This is a genomic window from Nostoc sp. FACHB-190, assembly GCF_014696905.1.
GTDB lineage: Bacteria > Cyanobacteriota > Cyanobacteriia > Cyanobacteriales > Nostocaceae > Nostoc_B.
On the sequence record NZ_JACJQW010000015.1, the window covers coordinates 145,385 to 165,543 of the forward strand.

Sequence of the window (20,159 nt, forward strand, 5' to 3'; positions counted from 1 at the left end):
AGGAATCAAACCGTATTCCTATATCTAGCAAGCTAAATGCAATTGCGGCGTTTATTTGTGGGAAATTGTTAATAGATATGCAGAAACAAAGCTATCCTGATTGATAGCATCTGTACAGAAGTTGGGATTGTAAAACGCCAGAGGGCAACATTCAAGGTCATTTATGGCAGTTAGGGTGTAAAAATCGCAGATAGCGACGATAAAATCCAAAATTCACCTATTTTTTGCCTCTATATCCCAATTATCCTACTTAGCGCCCAAATTTTTAGTTTTTGTCTTCAGCACAACCAGGCCAAACATCGGCCTATTTAACATGGTAAATTTCAGTTTGACAACAGGGATACTAAAAAAATAATGGTTCAAGAACGGACGTTACCTAAATTTGATACTGCCAGCGCCCAAATCACCAAAGCGGAAGGCTTAATGCTGTACGAAGATATGGTGTTAGGACGCTTTTTTGAAGACAAATGCGCTGAAATGTACTATAGGGGCAAAATGTTTGGTTTTGTCCACCTATATAACGGTCAAGAAGCCGTTTCGACTGGCGTTATCAAGGCAATGCGTCCGGGAGAAGATTACGTTAGCAGTACCTACCGCGACCACGTTCATGCCTTGAGTGCGGGAGTTCCAGCCCGTGAAGTTATGGCCGAATTATTCGGTAAAGCTACAGGTTGCAGCAAAGGACGTGGCGGTTCCATGCACATGTTCTCGGCGGAACATAACTTATTAGGTGGTTACGCTTTCGTGGCTGAAGGCATTCCTGTGGCGGCTGGTGCAGCTTTTCAAAGCAAATATCGCCGTGAAGTTTTGGGCGACCCAAAAGCCGACCAAGTAACCGCTTGCTTCTTTGGTGATGGTGCGGCTAACAACGGTCAATTTTTTGAAACCTTGAATATGGCAGCTTTATGGAAACTGCCAATTATTTTTGTGGTGGAAAATAATAAATGGGCAATTGGGATGGCACATGACCGCGCCACCTCCGACCCAGAAATTTATAAAAAAGCCAGTGTGTTTAACATGGTGGGCGTAGAAGTAGACGGCATGGACGTACTCGCAGTTCATTCTGTCGCCCAAGAAGCCGTCGCCCGCGCCCGTGCTGGAGAAGGGCCAACATTAATTGAAGCCCTCACCTATCGCTTCCGTGGTCACTCCCTAGCCGACCCAGACGAATTACGCAGCAAAGCCGAGAAAGAATTTTGGTTCTCCCGTGACCCAATTAAGAAACTAGCTGCTTATATGGTGGAACAGAATTTGGCAACTGAGGAAGAACTTAAGGCAGTTGACAAGAAGATTCAAGACTTAATTGATGAGGCTGTGAAGTTTGCCGAAAGCAGTCCTGAACCTGATCCTAGCGAATTGTATCGCTTTATATTTGCAGAAGACGAGTAGTTGTCAGAGACTAGGGAGTGGGAAATGAGGGACTAGTACCGCTATGCGGAAGTCAAAAGTTAAAAGTCAAAAGTCAAAAAGCTCATATCACAAGCTTTTCGCTACTTGAAATGGTATCTTTAATTTCCGCCGAGTTGCACTAGAGACTAGATGTTAGTACAGTTCGGTGAAAATAAACAGACCATGTTTCGACCATGCTAAGTGACCATAAGAAATTGCTAAAAGGCTTGTGGTATTACTATTCTTTCTTTTTCCTTTTGACCTTTTACTTTTGCCTTTTTGTACTAGAAACTAGAGGCTAGAAATATGTATTCAGCCTCTCACCCTCCGGGTTCGCCACTTGCTTTATGCCGGGAAACCCGTCCACCGCAGTGGCTCACCTCTCACCTCTCATCTGTAACCTATAACCTCTAAGGACTCATCTTGTGCCTAAAATTACCATTGAACAAAGACAATACAAAACTTATATTCTGGCTGACGACACCACTGGTAATCAGATAGAAGTTGTCCCAGAACGGGGCGGGATTATTACTAGCTGGCAAGTCCAAGGTCAAGAAATTTTCTACTTGGATACAGAACGCTTTACTCATCCTGATTTGAGTATTAGGGGCGGAAATCCCATATTGTTTCCCATCTGTGGTAACTTACCTGATAACACTTATACTCACAATGGGCAGCAATATACTCTCAAACAGCATGGCTTTGCCCGTGATTTGCCTTGGGAACTTGAGGAAGTCTCGGAAGACAAGACAACTTATGTCAAAGTTCATCTGGTCAGCAACGAGCAAACAAAAGCGGTATATCCCTTTGATTTTGATTTAAGTTTCAGTTACAAAATCAATGGAAATACTCTCGAAATTCAACAACATCTGCATAATTCTTCTGCCACACCAATACCCTTTTCTACCGGGTTTCATCCTTACTTCCAAGCCCCAGATAAAACTCAGCTAGAGTTTGCGATTCCGGCTGGTGAGTATCAAGACCAGAGAACTAAGGAAAGAAAATTCTTTGGTGGGAATTTTGATTTCAATTTGGATGAGATTGATGTTGCCTTTAAGGAACTAACTGCTAATTCAGCTACAGTCACAGACAACAGTCGTAAATTAAAATTGACTTTAGATTACGGCGATGAATATCCCATCGTGGTATTTTGGACGCTCAAGGGCAAAGACTTTTATTGTTTGGAACCTTGGAGTGCGCCGCGCAACTCTCTAAACACAGGCGAAAATTTGACTGTGGTAGAGCCAGGAGCCAGCTATCAAGCATCTGTTAGATTGACGGCAAGTTTTTTCTAAAAACCCCTTTACAAATCCAATGGTGTTTGTGCTATGATGGCAAAGTTGCAAACAAAGCAAAAGGGTCGCTAACTCAACGGTAGAGTACTCGGCTTTTAACCGATTAGTTCCGGGTTCGAATCCCGGGCGACCCATATAATAAATACAGAGTAGATCAATGGTTTTAATCCCTAATAGGGGTTAGTTTAAATTGCAGTGTTTGAAGATGATGTATTTTGCGATCGCGGTCAAGACGTTTCTATCCCTAATAGGGATTAGTTTTAATTGCAATTTTATAACTCAGCACTTCTTCGGATATATCTTTAAGTTTCAATCCCTAATAGGGATTAGTTTGAATTGCAATCTGTTTTACTAAGGAGAGCATAGGATTGCTCTTGAGTTTCAATCCCTAATAGGGATTAGTTTGAATTGCAATGGCAATGGTTAAGCGAAACACTTCAGGTTTGTTTAGTTTCAATCCCTAATAGGGATTAGTTTGAATTGCAATGTTTGTGCTGGAGCGCATTGCTTCCATGAAATCGTTTCAATCCCTAATAGGGATTAGTTTGAATTGCAATGTAAACTTGCATCTTCAGCCTTGGTTCAAGATACGTTTCAATCCCTAATAGGGATTAGTTTGAATTGCAATGAAGGCTATACCTACGGTCATGGTGGTCAAGAAGGTTTCAATCCCTAATAGGGATTAGTTTGAATTGCAATTATCGATCGCACCTGTAACCAGGATTTTACTAGCATCAATTAGTTTCAATCCCTAATAGGGATTAGTTTGAATTGCAATAGCAGGAATTTTTAGCTCGAACCTAAATTATGACTGGTTTCAATCCCTAATAGGGATTAGTTTGAATTGCAATAACACAAATCTATAGCTTTATCACTATGTGGATAGTTTCAATCCCTAATAGGGATTAGTTTGAATTGCAATTCCACAAGCATTAGGGTTTGGATGAGGAAAGGATAGGTTTCAATCCCTAATAGGGATTAGTTTGAATTGCAATGTGCGTGTGCTAGTATCGGGGTCATATTCTGCACGCTCTCTAGTTTCAATCCCTAATAGGGATTAGTTTGAATTGCAATTGCATCGCGGCGTATTGCCACAGTCGCAGAAATGTTTCAATCCCTAATAGGGATTAGTTTGAATTGCAATGATGAGTTCTTCTTTAAATTCATCGCGCGATATTAAAGTTTCAATCCCTAATAGGGATTAGTTTGAATTGCAATTGATTCGGCTATCATCGAAGTTCTGCAAGATACTTATGTTTCAATCCCTAATAGGGATTAGTTTGAATTGCAATTTGTTAAATTCTATAAATTGATTCCTGGGAAAATGACTTAATGTTTCAATCCCTAATAGGGATTAGTTTGAATTGCAATTTTTGGTACAAGAACAGGCGATCGCGTGAGGTTTTAGTTTCAATCCCTAATAGGGATTAGTTTGAATTGCAATGTAATTATCAGAAAAATAGTCAGAATGATGTCGGACGTTTCAATCCCTAATAGGGATTAGTTTGAATTGCAATCGCCTGCTGCCATTCAACTAAAGAAGCATGTTTAGGTTTCAATCCCTAATAGGGATTAGTTTGAATTGCAATTAGAGCGTACTTAGGCGATCGCTGCTAATCTCTCCATGAAGTTTCAATCCCTAATAGGGATTAGTTTGAATTGCAATTCCGCGATCGCCCTGGCACTATTTACGATGTGATGGGTTTCAATCCCTAATAGGGATTAGTTTGAATTGCAATTTGGAGAGCAGTGGAGTCCCTCTATAAAAGGAACAACATGGGTTTCAATCCCTAATAGGGATTAGTTTGAATTGCAATACCTAATCCATTGAGGCAGGTTTTCCATGCCGTCGGTTTCAATCCCTAATAGGGATTAGTTTGAATTGCAATTGTATTCGGTGATTTCTTTTATTTTTAAGTTACTGTTTCAATCCCTAATAGGGATTAGTTTGAATTGCAATGCCACCCTTGCCTAGACCAAAAGTCCCAGGGGAAGTTTCAATCCCTAATAGGGATTAGTTTGAATTGCAATTGCGGGAGCCGGAAAAGCTTGTTGTATTTGGTTTTCAAGGTGCGGTTTCGCGGATGGGATAATTCTAACATGGTGGAATGTCAATTGATTTACATGAAATTGCTGAAACCTTTACTATGTAAGGTGCGCGGACAATTTTAATTAAATTTTTCTGCAAAAGCTTACCCTCCAAGGAATCCAGCCATTCTTGCTTAAGGGCGATTTTGTACACCTATCCATCCGCGCATTTTGACCAATTTTGTCGTGCTGTTTAGATACCCGACTTTTTGAAAAAGTCGGGTATCTAGATATTACATCAAGATTTGGCGGATTAAAATACTCATGACTTCATTGGGGTTGGCGGTATACCTGTCAAGCGTAAGTAGAAAAATTTTTGTAAATAATTTTCTCCCCACTTCCTATTCCCTACGCCCTGCATACACAAGTAAATTGAGAAATCAAACTTGATTCCTCTATTCATGACGCATCACATCTTAAAAGCCACCACAGAAACAGTCCATCTTGGCGGGTTCTCTCATTTATTAAAACCAGCACTCATAATTAATTCTGGTGACACTGTTGATGTCGAAACCTTCACTGGTTACTACATTTACGACAAAGCACCGCCAGAATTTCTCACACCAGAATTTGTAGATATCTGCCAAAATTTGCCTGATGAACGCAAAATTGCTGGGGGGCCGCATTTACTCACCGGGCCGATTTATGTGCGGGATGCTGAACCTGGGGATGTTTTAGAAGTAAGATTAGAAGCGATCGCCCCAAGTTTACCAGTGGGTTTTAATGCTATTCGTACAGGGTGGGGAGCTTTAGCACAACAATTTACCCAACCTGCATTAAGATTCATTCCCCTAGATTTAGCTAATAATATCGCCGAATTTCCAGCTAACAGTGGGATTAAAATTCCCCTCACACCCTTTTTTGGTATTTTGGGTGTGGCGACACCGCAAAGCGATCGCAGTTCGATTCCCCCTGGTCACTATGGTGGTAATATCGATAACCGGGAACTCCAAGTAGGTTCGCGGGTATTTTTACCGATTTATGTCCCTGGGGCGTTGTTTTCTATCGGTGATGGACATTCTGCTCAAGGAGATGGGGAAGTAAATGTTACAGCCATTGAAACTTCGATGAACGGGAGAATTTCTCTCACCCTCCGCAAAGATTTATCACTCACCACACCCATCGCTGAAACCCCAACAGACATCATCACAATGGGTTTTGCCGAAACCTTAGATGCAGCTTTAGAACAAGCTTTAAAAAATATGATTGCGTTTCTACAAGGTTTTGCGAATTTATCAGCAGAAGAGGCTTATGTGTTGTGTAGTTTAGCGGTAAATTTTCGCATCACCCAAGTTGTTAATAGTCCCCAAAAAGGTGTTCATGGGATGTTACCTAAATCAATCTTCTCACCTAAAATGAGTTTGTAAGAAGTATTGAGAATTCAGAATCTAGTAGCCAGAATCTTGAAGAAGTTCAGTTGATTACTTACGAAAACCTTTCAACCCCACCCCGAAAAAGCTGTGTTTCGTCTCCCCGCCCTGTTAACTTACTGTGTACACACAAGTCGAAATTTTTATGTTCAAGCCATTCCCGCCTAGAACTAAAGTTCCAGGCTCATAGCTAAAGTCTACTGAAGTAGACTGGAATCAATTTCTTTTTGAGTCCTCTTTTGAGGACTGGCGTTATGAGACTAGTACCGCTACGCGGAAGTCAAAAGTCAAAAGTCAAAAGACTTATATTCTTGGCTTTCGCGCCTTTTGAAATGGTGTGTTTATTGCCGCCTTATTGTACTAGGAATAAATTCTGAGGCGGGAGAGATGCGTGCAACTCAGATTTGTGCATACACTATAGCCCCGCTAACGGGGTTGGGGGTGGGTTGAATAGTTTCGGGTAACTACAGCAGATTCGATGTTTATGAGGTACAGCAATTGATTGAAAAAAGTAATCAGTAATGAATAATGAGTCAGGAATTTACTTATTACTCACTACTGATTACTCATTACTTAATGCTCATGGTGTACCGCACTTACTTCAAAAGTGCTGTAATTAACCAGCTAAAATTCTGACTTATGATTTCTGTATTCTTAATACTATGATTCAACACACAACAAACATTTTGTATGTCTAATATTCTTGTACAAATGCTGCTGATTGGTTTAGCGGCTGGTGTTGCTGGTGGGATGTTTGGTATCGGTGGCGGTGCAATTATGGTGCCAGCAATGGTACTACTAGTAGGGCTAGACCAAAAATTTGCCACTGGTACATCTATTGCCGCCCAAATTTTACCCATCGGTATTTTAGGCGCAGCAGTTTACTACCGTAGCGGTAACATTAACATCAAATATGCAGTCATGATTGCTATTGGTTTAGTAGTAGGAAATTTTTTTGGTGCGTTATTTGCCAATCAGCCATTTATTAGTAGTGAAACTATGAAGAAACTGTACGGCATCTTTTTATTAATTATAGGTGGAAGATATTTGTTCTTCCGTTAATTTGTGGGATTGAGTGTGTGGGTGAACGGTTGTTTACCTATAGGACTTACGCAAAAAAACGAAAAAATAAGGTTTTATAACAGGGTGCAGGGATATGAGGGTGTAAGGGTGTAAGTATCCAAAACCCTTACATCCCATACCCTTTCACCCTCACACCCAATCCCCACAGAAAATTGTAAAAAACCAAAAGTCAAAAGTATTCTTCATTTTTGCCTTTTGACTTACCGCTACGCGGTTGAGGCAGGAGACAGGGTGAGAAGTAAAATCTTTAACTCATTACTCAGCACTCATTACTCATTACTCAGCATAACCACAATGTCACAGCATTACTCTGTCACTGTAGACGATGTAAAAGCAGCACAGGCGCGACTGGCGGGGGTTGCACATCAAACTCCGGTGCTGACTTCGAGAATTGTGAACGATCGCACCCAAAATGAAGTATTTTTTAAATGCGAAAATTTTCAACGCACAGGTGCATTTAAATTTCGGGGTGCTTATAATGCCTTAGTGCAGTTGTCAGAAATTCAAAAACAACAGGGTGTAATTACATTTTCCTCTGGAAATCATGCCCAAGCGATCGCTCTGGCGGGAAAGTTATTACATATTCCCACAACTATTGTGATGCCTGATGATGCGCCAGAGGTGAAGCAACAAGCTACCCGCAGTTATGGCGCAGAGGTGATTTTATACAGTCGCCATGAAACTGATCGAGAAGAATTAGCCAAAACCTTAGCCAGCGATCGCCATCTTACCTTGATTCCGCCTTACGATCATCCCCACGTCATCGCCGGACAAGGAACCACAGCGTTAGAACTCATTCAAGAAGTTGGGCAACTAGATTATTTATTAGTTTGTTGTGGCGGTGGTGGCTTAATATCAGGATGTGCGATCGCCACAAAAGCTCTACTACCTACCTGTAAAGTGATTGGTGTCGAACCAGAACTAGCTGATGATGCAACTCGTTCCTTTCACAGCAAAACTCTGCAAACTGTAATTAATCCACCGACAATTGCCGATGGTGTGCGGACTCCCAGTTTAGGTAAGTTAACTTTTCCCCTAGTGCTGAATTACGTTGATGATATGGTGACAGTCTCAGAAACTGCCATTATTAATAGTATGTTTTTCCTTTGGGAACGCCTGAAAATTGTCGTTGAACCCACTGGTGCATTAGCCACCGCCGCCTTACTCAGCAATGTGGTGTCAGTAAAAGATGCAAAAATAGGTGTAATTATCAGTGGTGGTAATGTAGATTTAGCAAAGGTAGCTAAATTTATTCAGTAATTCACTGAGGAGATTTTGAACTTTTTTTCGAGTTAGCCAGTCAAATAACGATGTGTTCGCCAACTGAGCAAGGATAACTCAAGTTATGACAGTCAAACCCAGATATTTGGTATTGTTGCTGTTCATCTTGTTGGTAGGAAGTGACCCCATCTATGCAGCTAATAAGCCTGTTGACCCAAAAATATTACACATAATTAATCGGTTGAGTTTTGGGGCAAAACCTGGAGAGATTCAAAAAGTCGAGTCTTTAGGTGTAGAGCGTTATATTAAAGCCCAACTTTCACCCAATTCCATATCAGAATCACCCAGCCTTACCCGTCAGCTTTCGCAATTAGAAACACTCAATTTAAATACAGTCGAACTTAGAAACTATCTCAAGGCTCCACCACAAGCAACCCCAGAAGAAAAGAAAGCTTTGCAAAAGAAAGGCGGCAAAATTTTACAAGAAGCCGTGAAAGCGCGATTATTAAGAGCCACTAGCAGTAACCGCCAACTGCAAGAAGTGATGGTGGACTTTTGGTATAACCATTTCAATGTTTATTCTGGTAAAGGAAATGCTCGCTACTGGGTGGGAGCGTATGAACAAGAAGCCATCAGACCTTATGCTTTAGGGCGATTTCGAGATTTACTCGGAGCCACAGCCCATCATCCCGCAATGCTAGTTTATTTAGACAACTCGCAAAACAAAGCTAGTCGTCGTCCTGGTGCTACGCCACGGGTAAACGAAAACTATGCGCGAGAATTGATGGAACTGCATACTCTGGGCGCAGATGGTGGCTACACGCAACAAGATGTGATTGCTTTAGCGAGAATTTTTACAGGTTGGGGAATAGCACGTCCAGGTCAACAGACAAATGGCAAATCGGTATTTTACTTTGACCCCAAGTTTCATGATCCTAATGATAAGGTTTTTTTAGGACGCACTATTAAAGCTAGTGGTCAAGCTGAAGGCGAACAAGCTTTAGATATATTGGCGCAAAGTCCGGCCACAGCCCATCATATTAGTTATCAATTGGCTCAGTATTTTGTGAGCGATCGCCCACCTGCTATTTTAGTTGATCGTCTGGCACAACGCTTTCGTAATACTGATGGCAATATTCGCGCAGTTTTAGAAACTTTATTTCAAAGCCCAGAATTTTGGGATAAAAAATATTTCAACGCTAAATTTAAAACTCCATTTCAATATACTGTCTCCGCAGTCCGGGCTACAGGCCTAGAGGTGAACAACACCATACCTCTGTCTCGTAACCTGGAACAGTTAGAAATGCCTGTGTACGGTTGTCGCACTCCAGATGGGTACAAAAATACACAAGATGTCTGGTTGAATCCCGAAGCGATGAACCGTCGCCTCAGCTTTGCCACTGCGTTAGGTAGTGGTCGCTTACCACTTTTAGGTATAGCCAATAATCAACCCAAAAATAAAAGCATTAACCCTGTTCAGCCCCTGGATGCAACACAGCTAATTAACACCTTGGGTAACTCTCTATCGCCTAAAACCCAAAGTGCGATCGCTGCTAGTCCTCCAGAACTCAAAGCCGCATTAGTCTTGGGTAGCCCAGAATTTATGCGTCGTTAGTAGAGTGCTGAGTGCTGAGTGCTGAGTGCTGAGTGCTGAGTGCTGAGTGCTGAGTGCTGAGTGCTGAGTGCTGAGTGCTGAGTGCTGAGTGCTGAGTGCTGAGTGCTGAGTGCTGAGTGCTGAGTGCTGAGTGCTGAGTGCTGAGTAAACACTGCGTGTTTACTACAAGTATCCAGACAAAATTAATTACACATATTCTTTTCTGTTCCCTGTTCCCTGTTCCCTATCTCCACAAACGAATTTAATTTTGTGCAACTACTTATGAAAAGACGTGATTTTCTGATCCAAGCAGGACTGTTTTCGACAACTGCGATCGCTTCTGTTAGTTGTAATACTTGGGTAGTGCATTCTGCTACCAAAAAAAGCGATCGTCAGCGTTTGATTGTGATTTTTATGCGTGGTGGTGCAGATGGTTTAAATATTGTCGTGCCTTATGCAGAGCCAGCATACTATCAAGCCCGACCAAAAATTGCCCTTGCCAAACCAGGACAAGAAAAAGGCGTTTTAGATTTAGATGGACACTTTGGCTTACATCCAGCCCTAGCCCCATTAATGCCCTTCTGGCAACAAGGAAATTTAGCCTTTGTTCATGCTGCGGGTTCCCCTGATCCTTCGCGTTCCCATTTTGACGCGCAGTTTTATATGGAAATTGGCATTCCTGGGAACCAAAGAGTGAGCGAAGGTTGGATGAATCGCTTAATGGGTGCTATCTCCAATAAAACACCCATCCAAGCCGTGAGTGTGGGTACAACCAAACCGCGCATTTTAAATGGTCGAATGCCAGTTGCTAATTTAGCCTCCGGGAGAAATGCTAACAAACCAATCGCCATAGATAGACCACAAGTAAGTGCAGCCTTTGACCGATTGTATGGTGGTAACGATACCCTCAGTCAAACTTATCATCAAGGTCGTGTTGCTCGTGAAGCCTTGATGACTGATTTAGCCCAAGAAATGAAAATGGCTAATAATGGCGCACCCTTACCCGATGGCTTTGCGGGTGATGCTCAAAGATTAGGCAAACTCATGGCTAAAGATCCGAGAATTGAATTAGGGTTTATGGCCTTGGGTGGTTGGGATACCCATGTAAATCAAGGTAGCGATCGCGGTTATTTAGCCAGAGGCTTAGGCAGTTTAGGCAAAGGATTAGCCGCTTTAGCCCAAAGTTTAGGCCCCGCCTATCAAAACACAGTCATTTTAGTCATGTCAGAATTTGGCAGGACATTACGCGAAAATGGCAACGGCGGCACAGATCACGGACATGGCAATGTGATGTGGGTTTTAGGCGGCAAAGTCCGTGGTGGTAAAGTTTACGGCGAATGGCCTGGTTTAGAAACAGCCCAACTTTATGAAAAACGAGACTTGGCTGTTACCACCGATTTTCGAGATGTAATTTCTGATGTCTTAGCACGACATCTATCTGTAAACGACACCCAACTAAGTAAAGTCTTCCCCAGTTATACACCCAAGCAAAAAATTGCTTTGTTGTAGGAAGTTAGAGGTTACAGGTGAGAGGTTACAGGTGACAGCATTAAAAGCTTTGTCTCCCTTGTCTCCCTTGTCCCCCTTGTCCCTCTTCTCTCACTAAGGTTTAGTTAGTAATTTGTGCTTCTCTTCGCGCCCTACCCTGCGGGAAGCCCTTCGGGTTCAGCAGTCGCTCATGGGGGAAACCCCCAAGACCGCGCTGCTTCACCGCTATCGCGTCTATGCGCCCTTTGCGGTTCGTTTAAAAAGTGTCATTAATCACATTTTTTAACCAAATACTGATTACCAAAAGTCTCTGCTAAGATAATTGGTTACATAAGTTAACATTTTTTTCTATGACCACAATTAAGACAGCTTTCCAGACACATCAACAAGAAGTCACACGCTTGTTTTCGCATGTGCAGGTTGAGGGTAACAAACTGACTCATCAACCGGGGAGTGTTCTGGGAAGCACCGCCTTAGTTGCAGGTACAACCGTAGGTGCGGGAATTTTGGCGTTACCTGCGGTGACATTGCCTTCTGGCGTGATTCCTTCAACAGTCTTGTTAATTGCTGTCTGGCTGTATACTTTAGTTTCTGGTTTATTAATTGCCGAAGTTAATGTTAATACCATGCGTTCGGCTGGTCGTCCCAGTGTGGGCTTAATGGCAATGATTGAAAACACCCTGGGAACTACGGGAGCAGGAATAGCTGGTGTGGCATATATGTTACAGCACTATGCTTTGTTGGTAGCTTATGTTACCCAAGGCGGTGAGATTTTGATGTCTGCGATTTCTCATCTTTGGGGTGGAGAAAATTATTTACCTAGCTGGGTGGGAACAGCAGCGTTTACATTGCTGTTTGGCAGCATTATGTACTTAGGACGGGAAAAATTCATTGAAAAATTGAATAACTTCTTGGTGGGAATTGTCATTGTGTCTTTTTTGGGACTCTTTTTATTAGGAGTTACCCAAGTCCAAGGTGTACATTTTCTGTTTCAAAACTGGAGTGCATTAGGGACGGCTGTACCAGTCATGTTAGTTGCCTTGTTTTACCATAACGTTGTGCCGGTGGTGGTAACGCAGTTAGAAGGAGATAGTCGTAAAGTTCGCCAGTCAATTATTGTTGGTTCAGCAATTCCTTTGGTGATGTTTTTAGCTTGGAATGCTGTGATTTTGGGCAGTGTCAGTCCAGAGACGATTCATAGTACAACTATTTTCGACCCCATCCAAGTACTGCGGGCTGGTGGCGGTGGAGAATTATTAGGAGTGTTGGTATCTATTTTTTCAGAATTTGCGATCGCCACATCCTTTATTGGATTTGTTTACGGTTTGCTAGACTTCTTCCAAGATATTTTTGCAAAAACACAAACCAAACCCACCAGCCGCTTACCCTTATATTCCCTGGTGTTACTACCACCCCTTGGTTTAGGTGCAATTAACCCCAGCATTTTCTTCACCGCTTTAGATTTTGCTGGCACTTTTAGCATCTCAATTTTAGGTGGCATTATTCCCGCATTAGCCACATGGAAACAACGTCAACAACTGCAACACACAAATCAGTTTGTTCCTGGTGGTAAGCTGACACTGATTTTAATGATAGGAATTGCGGTAGTTATGATATTGAAAGAAATTCTGGCGATGGCAAAGTTATGAGTGCTGTACACTTCGACTACTTCGGCTGCGCTCAGTACAAGTTCGCTCAGTGTACGTGCTGAGTTAACGATTCTTAGGACTTACGCAAAAACCCTCTCGAAGCCTCTTAACTTCGTGTCCTACCCTGCGGGAAGCCGCTATCGCGTCTATGCGCCCTTTGCGGTTCGTTTCTTCATGATTCTACGTCAGTCCTGATTCTACTTCTAACCCTGTCACCTGCTATATGAATACTCCCCGCCTAGTCAAGATTAGTAAATTCTTAAGCAAATATCTCCGCCACCAACCAGAATCTTTAGGTATTAAACTTGCGCCTGGTGGTTGGGTTGCAGTGGATGAACTTTTAGCGGCTTGTGCTGAACATAAGTTTCCGATTACTCGCCAGGAATTAACAGCAGTAGTCGCCACCAACGATAAACAACGCTTTAGTTTTGACTCGACAGGTACTTTAATTCGCGCCAACCAAGGACACAGCGTCGAAGTCGATTTACAATTACAACCTGCTGTCCCACCTGATGTGCTGTATCACGGTACTGGACACAAAGCTGTTGAGTGTATTTTGCAAACTGGACTCAGCAAAATGTCTCGCCACCATGTCCACTTATCACAGGATATAACTACAGCCACAACTGTCGGCGCAAGACATGGTAAACCCGTAGTTTTTGCGGTGGATGCAGCAACTATGTATCAGGCGGGTTACATCTTCTACTGTTCTGACAATGGTGTGTGGTTAGTAGATGCTGTTCCGCCTGAATATCTCCGCCAGCTTTAAAATCTACTACTGGGGAAGAAGAGCAAATCTACGGCTTCACCAATAAATAAACCTGTTCCTGCCAAGAATGTTAACACCCGAAATGACTCTTTTTTGTCGAAGCCGGCAAAACGCATTTCTAAATCTGCTAACAATGTAGTTGCGATCGGTATTAAAAATAAACTAAACAATACTGACCAAGTTGCTACTAAAGCTACTGATGCACCTAAAGTTAAAATCACAATTAAAATTTTAGAACCAAAAGCCGTTAGCTCTTCCAGCCAAGCATTACTTCTGCGGACAACCGCGATCGCCACAGCCGCAATAAAAGCTCCTACTAACCAAACAATGTGATGTACTGCCAAATACCATCCCAGTAAGGCATAAGCCAACCACAATAGTACAAGGGGTAGCATAGGAATCTTATGCACAAATCCCGCGGTCATATTTTTGAATAATAAAAATTTAAAACTTACTAATTTAAATTCTAATCAGAAATTGATGACAGCAATTTCTTGTCCATAGTACTTAATAGTTTGTAAATATCTCATACAAAAACGCAAGATTAGAAAACATCAAAATCTACATATTAATGCTTGCAATATTCTACTAATTGTGCATCTCAAAAACCGGGAAAATACTTTTATCCTAACTCTCAATATAAAGTATAAAAATACACTTTATTTATGATTGCCAGAAAATAAGTTTACACAAAATTTACATAATTCATCAACCAATGATGATATCTAAATCCTGTAAATAAGGCATTTATCACTGCTTTGGGAGGAAAATGAGTAACTTGTGAACTTAAAGATTTAATAAAAATTTATAAAAAAGTTTGATTATATTTACTTAAGTAGTATTCTAAAATACTATGCTTATTAAAAAAATTACTAAAAAATTTTGATCACAAATTAATAGTCATCATTCATTTAATCTAAAAAGTACATGAAAGCAACTCGCATTTTTCCCCAACCACTCACCAACCCTCAACTGTGGTTATTAGGAATAGGTGGAGGTTTAGTTGCAACACTTTTAACGATCATTTGGAAAGCAGATGATGATTCTCATTTGGGAATGACAGTTTTAGCTTTATTCGCTGTCTTCTCACTATTAGGAGATAAAAAACATAAACTGAACTTAGAAAGTGATGTTATTTCTAGTGTTTTAGGCACAGTTTTAATCGGCATTGTACTTTGGTATAGTACTCACTTTCCACCTGGAAAATTATTTGCAGTTTATACTCACATAGCGCCCTTTGTGGCAGCTTTAGGATTGAGTTTACTAGCTTCTGGCTATCAGGGATTAAAGCAATATTGGCAAGAATTAGTAATTATTTTTTTTGCTGGTGTTCCTAAAGTATTAATCTTTGCATTATTAGATATTAAACCCTTATCTATTTTAACCGCCAAATTCTCTACATTAATGCTTTGGTATGCTGGGTTTGAAGTAGCTCTCCAAGATGTCTATATAAATTTACCAACAGGTGGCATTAAAGTAGCAGAAAACTGTGCCGGGATAGAGTGGATATGCCATCTTTTAGGGTTAGCTGTAATTGGTTTATTAATGTTTCCTCCAGAACGTAAAAAAAGAATATTTGTGCCGATAGTGGCTGTAATTATTGCTTTTATTGTGAATGCAGTCAGAGTGGCAATTTTAGCTGTGATGGCAGCGAATCAAAATCAAAATTCTTTTAAATTTTGGCATGTCGGAGATGGTTCTTTAATATTTGGGATGATTACAGTCATACTTTTTGGTATATTTTACTGGTTCTTACTCAATCAAAAAGCAGAGAAAGACAAGAATATTACAAGGGCTGAAAGCTAATGGAGACTTGGAGTAAACTGCGGATTTTATTATTAGCTGTCACTCTAGGCTGTGTAGTTGTAGTGTTTTTGAATGTTATCCAAAAGCAGTCATTCAAAAAGCCGAAGCTGGAGGAAATCAGAAGCGAAGTTTACATTGATCAACTCCAACCAACAGAAATCACAAGTCAACCAATTTTGGATTTTAGATTTGCAATTTTGGATTGACCCCGACCACAAGGGATAAACAATTTTGGATTTTAGATTTGCGATAGCGTAGCGTTAGCGACGCAGGAGCGTCTTTTAGATTAAATCCAAAATTTAAAATCCAAAACCCAAAATTCTGCGGGGTGGGGCTTGTACCCTAAAGAATCCAAAATCCAAAATCCAAAATTCGGAGGGTCAAAATGAGATTTTATCGTTACGTAACATTTGCTAGAAATTATGACCAAATCAAACACTGATAAACTAATTCCCGTAATTCAAGAGTTGCAGGAATTTGCCTTCAACCAAGTAGGCTCTATGACAATTTTGCGAGTCCTTGGTTATGGATTATTGTTATTGGCGTTATTTGATATAGTGGAAACTTTAGTACCACCTAGCTTTATGAATCCTGTTTGGGAATTTCAAGCTTTTGGTGTATTAGTTGAAAGAATCCCTGTAACTTTAATTGGTTTAGCGTTAGTCTTTTTTGGTGAGTTACATGCTAGAGCTAAGTGGGAATTTTTTACTGTTAGGTTGCTATCTTGGCTAAGTTTATTATTAGCAATCATTTTTATATTACTAATTCCTGTTGGTGTGAGTAATACTGTTAGACTGAGTAAACAAAGTTATAATCAAATTAACAACTTATCTCAGCAGCAGATAACTCAAGCCGAACAAGTTGAACAGCAGTTGAGCCAAGCTAAACCAGAGCAAATTGAAAGTTTCCTGAAAAGTCAAGGTCGTTCTGTAGATGCAAGTAATCCCCAAGAATTAAAAACAAAAGTTTTGTCTGAGGTTTCACAAGCTAAAGAGAGAATCAAGCTACAAGCACAAGCTAATCAATCGACTCAGCGATTAAATTTACTCAAAAATTCTGTGAAATGGAATCTTGGGGCTTTAGTTGCAGGTACTTTATTTTTCATATTTTGGAAAACTACTAGTTGGGCGAGAAGTAGGTGACAGGTGATAGATGATAGGTAACAGTTAAGAATGGGTGTAAGGGTGTAAGGGTGTAGGGGTGTGGGGGTTTTGAAGGTGAAACAAAAAAATAGGGCGGACAACTTAGATAATGTCCACCCTGTTTGAATTAATGCAAAACTTTATGCGCTTACACTTTTGCTAGTTCTGGTGTGGGGCGTTTGCTGTTGCGGATATTGGTAATAGCTTCCGCATAATCTTTGGCGTTGAATACAGCAGAACCAGCCACAATTGCGTTAGCACCTGCTTCTAAAACTTGCCAGGTGTTGTTGGCTTTGAGTCCACCATCAACTTCAATCCAGGGGTTGAGTCCGCGTTCGTCGCATATCTGACGCAGTTTTCTAATTTTTGGTAATACGCCAGGAATGAAGCTTTGACCACCGAAACCGGGGTTAACACTCATGATGAGTACTAAGTCACAGAGTTCGAGTACGTACTCAATAAATTCTAAGGGTGTGGAAGGATTGAGTACTACCCCTGCTTGTTTACCAAGTTCTTTAATTTGACCGAGTGTGCGGTGTAGGTGTGGGGAAGCATTATGTTCAGCGTGTACAGAGATAATATCTGCGCCGGCTTTAGCAAAACCTTCGACATATTTTTCTGGTTCCACAATCATCAAGTGGACATCCAGAGGCTTTGTAGTAACCGGACGAATCGCCTCCACAACCAGAGGGCCTATCGTAATATTAGGTACAAAACGACCGTCCATTACATCAACATGAATCCAATCTGCTCCAGCTGCGTCTACTGCGCGAATTTCGTCGCCCAGACGACTAAAATCGGCTGATAGGATAGATGGAGCAATCACAATGGGCTTTTCAGATCGGTTTTGGGTCATGGCTAGTGGGTTTTTAAGCTTCCTCGTCTGTAGGCATTGTAACAAAATGGTGTAACAAAATATTGAGTAATTCTCGTTAATTTAGTTTTGCTTTGTCAGGAAATGGTGAGGGAAGTGTGGGGGGTGTGGGGAAAGAGAGAAGTGTGGGGAGAGAGGGAAGTGTGGGGAGTGTGGGGGGAAAGATTTCTTCACCATCCTCCCACACCTCCCACACCTCCCACACCCCTGGATTTCTCTCTTGTGAGAAATCCAGGTAGTGACAAATGACTATTGACCATTGACCATTGACTAATAACTATGAACAAAAAACTAAACTGGCTAATTTGGGGTTTGAGTGCTTCTTGTTTGAGTGTGCCTGTAATGGCTTCAGGTTTACAAACATCTTTAGGAACAAATGGTATTGATGCTTTAAAACTACATCAGCCTCCTTATAATTTAATCGGTCGTAAGATAGCCATTGGTCAAGTAGAAATCGGTCGTCCGGGAATGTTTGGTTGGGATAAGGCGGTCTCGAAAAATCGCACGATATCTTTGGCGGCGGTTTTTTTACGCAATGGCCCGGCGAAGTCAAATACGGGTGTTGACCCCCACGCTTATAATGTGGCTGGGGTGATGGTAAGTACAGATAAGGCTTTACCAGGGGTAGCGCCGGGAGCGAGGCTGTATTCTTCGGCTGTAGGATCTACGAAAAATATGGGTCAGCCAGAAGAGTGCATATCAGCACAGCACATAGCACTACAAAACGGTGGCGATATCCGCGCGATTAACTTTAGCTTTGGCGAACCCCTCAACCGTGATCCACGACCGGACGCTGTTCTAGATGGGAATGCTTTGTTAACGATGTGCGTTGATTGGTCAAGCCGGGTTCACGATGTTTTGTATGCGATCGCCGGCAATCAAGGTAAAGGGGGTATTCCGATTCCTACAGATAATTTTAATGGAGTTAACGTGGCTTTTTCATCCCGACGGGGTGGGATTTTTAATAAAGTAGATGTTTCTAACCTGGCTGGGCTAAATCAGGGAGTAAGTGGTAGGTTAGCCGGAAGAGAGTTTAATGCTGATGGTCGTCGTGCTGTTAGTATAGTTGCGCCTGGGAGTAATATCCCTTTGCTGAATCCTGACGGCAAAATTAATAAAGCTACAGGTACAAGTTTTGCTGCGCCTCATGTTACAGCAACTGTAGCGTTGTTACAGGAATTTGGCGATCGCCAACTGCGAACCAAAAAACCTAACTGGAGTGTTGACAGTCGTCGTCATCAAGTGATGAAAGCAGTTTTACTCAATTCCGCCGATAAAGTCCAAGACAGTGGTAACGGCTTACGCTTGGGAATGACGCGGACACTCATCGATAAACAAAATCAAAATTGGTTAGAGTCTGATGCTTACCAAGACCCAAAAATTCCTTTAGATGCTCAAATGGGGACTGGTCATTTAAATGCTTTTCGGGCTTATCAACAATTTAGCGCGGGTCAGTGGGAACCGACAAAAGCTGTTTCCGCAGTTGGTTGGGATTATCGCCAAGTCACGGCGGGAAATGCGGTTGATTATCAGTTAACTAAACCGTTGAAGCAAGGAAGTTTTGTTTCGATTACACTGGCTTGGGATAGATTAGTTGAGTTGAGCGATCGCAATCAAAACCAAGTGTTTGATATTGGCGAAAGTTTTAGCGATAAAGGTTTGAATAATCTTGACCTGTATCTAGTCAAAGCGGATGCGAAAAACTCTGAAACTGCTGCTGTTTGTTCTTCTATAAGTCCAGTTGATAGTGTAGAACATATTTTTTGTCCCGTGCCGGCAAATGGTAATTACAAAATTCGTGTGCAGTTTCGCCAACAAGTCAACCTCCCCACTCAATCTTATGCTTTGGCTTGGTGGACGGTGAATTGAGGTGAAAAGGTTACAGGTTAAAGGTTATAGCAAAAGAAGGTCTGTCATTAATTCTGTTTAATTACTTAGTAGAGACGTTGTATACAACGTCTCTACTGTTTCCCGCCTGCTATCCGTGAACGTAAACGTTCCACATCTTTAACTGGTGGCGCACCAAACATCCGAGAATATTCACGGCTGAATTGTGATGGGCTTTCATAACCGACTTGATAAGCCGCATTCGTCGCGGCGGAGTTTTCAACAAGCATCAGACGACGTGCTTCCAAGAGTCTTAAATGCTTTTGATATTGCAGTGGACTCATGGAAGTGACTTTCTTGAAATGGTGATGGAAAGACGAAACCGACATACTCGCCTGTTCTGCTAAATCTTCGATTCGCATCGGTTTGGTATATTCAGTTTTGATCAGTTTATAGCGTTTCTCAGTCTGGTGAAGTACAGTAGCAACAATGAGTAAACCAATTATAAATATCATTTAAGGAGACTTGGCTAAAAGCAGTTTCAATCGCCTTTGCTAAATCTGG

General features: G+C 41.5%; 16 protein-coding genes, 1 tRNA gene, 1 pseudogene and 1 CRISPR repeat array. Of the genes and pseudogenes, 14 read left to right on the plus strand and 4 right to left on the minus strand.

The window, feature by feature from the left end:
- Positions 1 to 354: 354 nt before the first annotated feature.
- From pdhA to H6G28_RS17720, 7 genes are all read left to right on the plus strand, one after another.
- Positions 355 to 1,389, plus strand: coding sequence for a pyruvate dehydrogenase (acetyl-transferring) E1 component subunit alpha (gene pdhA, locus H6G28_RS17690; protein ID WP_190593551.1), 1,035 nt, complete (start codon positions 355 to 357; stop codon positions 1,387 to 1,389).
- 425 nt (positions 1,390 to 1,814) lie between these two features.
- Positions 1,815 to 2,684 carry an aldose epimerase family protein gene (locus H6G28_RS17695; RefSeq protein ID WP_190593549.1) on the plus strand — a complete coding sequence of 290 codons (870 nt, stop codon included), beginning with the start codon at positions 1,815 to 1,817 and terminating at the stop codon, positions 2,682 to 2,684.
- A 62-nt stretch (positions 2,685 to 2,746) separates the two neighbouring features.
- Positions 2,747 to 2,818, plus strand: a tRNA-Lys gene (locus tag H6G28_RS17700).
- A gap of 26 nt (positions 2,819 to 2,844) precedes the next feature.
- Positions 2,845 to 4,715: direct repeats of the CRISPR family, unit length 37 nt; unit sequence GTTTCAATCCCTAATAGGGATTAGTTTGAATTGCAAT.
- Positions 4,716 to 5,173: 458 nt separating this feature from the next.
- Entirely contained in the window at positions 5,174 to 6,139 is a 966-nt protein-coding gene (locus H6G28_RS17705; protein ID WP_190593547.1) for an acetamidase/formamidase family protein, read from the plus strand.
- A 693-nt stretch (positions 6,140 to 6,832) separates the two neighbouring features.
- The gene (locus tag H6G28_RS17710) at positions 6,833 to 7,204 is read left to right on the plus strand and encodes a sulfite exporter TauE/SafE family protein (protein WP_190593546.1); all 372 of its coding nucleotides are present in this window, start codon (positions 6,833 to 6,835) and stop codon (positions 7,202 to 7,204) included.
- A gap of 315 nt (positions 7,205 to 7,519) precedes the next feature.
- Entirely contained in the window at positions 7,520 to 8,485 is a 966-nt protein-coding gene (locus H6G28_RS17715) for a threo-3-hydroxy-L-aspartate ammonia-lyase (protein WP_190593543.1), read from the plus strand.
- Positions 8,486 to 8,570: 85 nt separating this feature from the next.
- Positions 8,571 to 10,061: a DUF1800 domain-containing protein gene (locus tag H6G28_RS17720; RefSeq protein WP_190672729.1), complete on the plus strand. Its 1,491-nt coding sequence runs from the start codon at positions 8,571 to 8,573 to the stop codon at positions 10,059 to 10,061.
- On the opposite strand, the gene H6G28_RS17725 is transcribed toward H6G28_RS17720, so the two are convergent.
- Positions 10,058 to 10,213, minus strand: a complete 156-nt coding sequence (locus tag H6G28_RS17725) for a hypothetical protein (RefSeq protein WP_190672731.1) — start codon at positions 10,211 to 10,213, stop codon at positions 10,058 to 10,060. The genes H6G28_RS17720 and H6G28_RS17725 overlap by 4 nt on opposite strands.
- Before the next feature lie 109 nt (positions 10,214 to 10,322).
- Here H6G28_RS17725 and H6G28_RS17730 point away from each other — a divergent pair, with 109 nt between their 5' ends.
- The 3 genes from H6G28_RS17730 (at position 10,323) to H6G28_RS17740 (ending at position 13,946) form a co-directional block, all read left to right on the plus strand.
- Entirely contained in the window at positions 10,323 to 11,549 is a 1,227-nt protein-coding gene (locus H6G28_RS17730) for a DUF1501 domain-containing protein (RefSeq protein ID WP_190672734.1), read from the plus strand.
- 329 nt (positions 11,550 to 11,878) lie between these two features.
- The gene (locus H6G28_RS17735; RefSeq protein WP_190672736.1) at positions 11,879 to 13,177 is read left to right on the plus strand and encodes an amino acid permease; all 1,299 of its coding nucleotides are present in this window, start codon (positions 11,879 to 11,881) and stop codon (positions 13,175 to 13,177) included.
- A 223-nt stretch (positions 13,178 to 13,400) separates the two neighbouring features.
- On the plus strand, positions 13,401 to 13,946 hold the full coding sequence (locus tag H6G28_RS17740) for an RNA 2'-phosphotransferase (RefSeq protein WP_190672739.1): 546 nt from the start codon (positions 13,401 to 13,403) through the stop codon (positions 13,944 to 13,946).
- Here H6G28_RS17740 and H6G28_RS17745 read toward each other — a convergent pair.
- Positions 13,943 to 14,341 carry a hypothetical protein gene (locus tag H6G28_RS17745; protein WP_242054607.1) on the minus strand — a complete coding sequence of 133 codons (399 nt, stop codon included), beginning with the start codon at positions 14,339 to 14,341 and terminating at the stop codon, positions 13,943 to 13,945. The two genes, H6G28_RS17740 and H6G28_RS17745, sit on opposite strands and share 4 nt — an antisense overlap.
- 532 nt (positions 14,342 to 14,873) lie before the next feature.
- Here H6G28_RS17745 and crtA point away from each other — a divergent pair.
- From crtA to hpsJ-A, 3 genes are all read left to right on the plus strand, one after another.
- A complete protein-coding gene (gene crtA / locus H6G28_RS17750; RefSeq protein ID WP_190672745.1) occupies positions 14,874 to 15,752 on the plus strand; it encodes a cyanoexosortase A in 879 nt (292 codons plus the stop codon).
- On the plus strand, positions 15,752 to 15,958 hold the full coding sequence (locus tag H6G28_RS17755) for a hypothetical protein (protein ID WP_190672748.1): 207 nt from the start codon (positions 15,752 to 15,754) through the stop codon (positions 15,956 to 15,958). Before crtA ends, H6G28_RS17755 begins: the two co-directional genes overlap by 1 nt.
- Before the next feature lie 216 nt (positions 15,959 to 16,174).
- Positions 16,175 to 16,894 (plus strand): HpsJ-like protein, cyanoexosortase A-associated, encoded by a 720-nt coding sequence (gene hpsJ-A, locus H6G28_RS17760; RefSeq protein WP_190593529.1) that lies wholly within the window; start codon positions 16,175 to 16,177, stop codon positions 16,892 to 16,894.
- A 148-nt stretch (positions 16,895 to 17,042) separates the two neighbouring features.
- Here the strand turns inward: hpsJ-A and rpe are convergent, their stop codons facing one another.
- Positions 17,043 to 17,750, minus strand: a complete 708-nt coding sequence (gene rpe, locus H6G28_RS17765) for a ribulose-phosphate 3-epimerase (protein ID WP_190593527.1) — start codon at positions 17,748 to 17,750, stop codon at positions 17,043 to 17,045.
- A gap of 297 nt (positions 17,751 to 18,047) precedes the next feature.
- On the opposite strand from rpe, the gene H6G28_RS17770 reads away from it, so the two are divergent.
- Positions 18,048 to 19,637 (plus strand): S8 family serine peptidase, encoded by a 1,590-nt coding sequence (locus tag H6G28_RS17770; protein WP_190672752.1) that lies wholly within the window; start codon positions 18,048 to 18,050, stop codon positions 19,635 to 19,637.
- 92 nt (positions 19,638 to 19,729) lie between these two features.
- On the opposite strand, the pseudogene H6G28_RS17775 reads toward H6G28_RS17770, so the two are convergent.
- Positions 19,730 to 20,041, minus strand: a pseudogene (locus tag H6G28_RS17775) (helix-turn-helix transcriptional regulator); the annotation flags it as partial.
- Between the last annotated feature and the right edge of the window lie 118 nt (positions 20,042 to 20,159).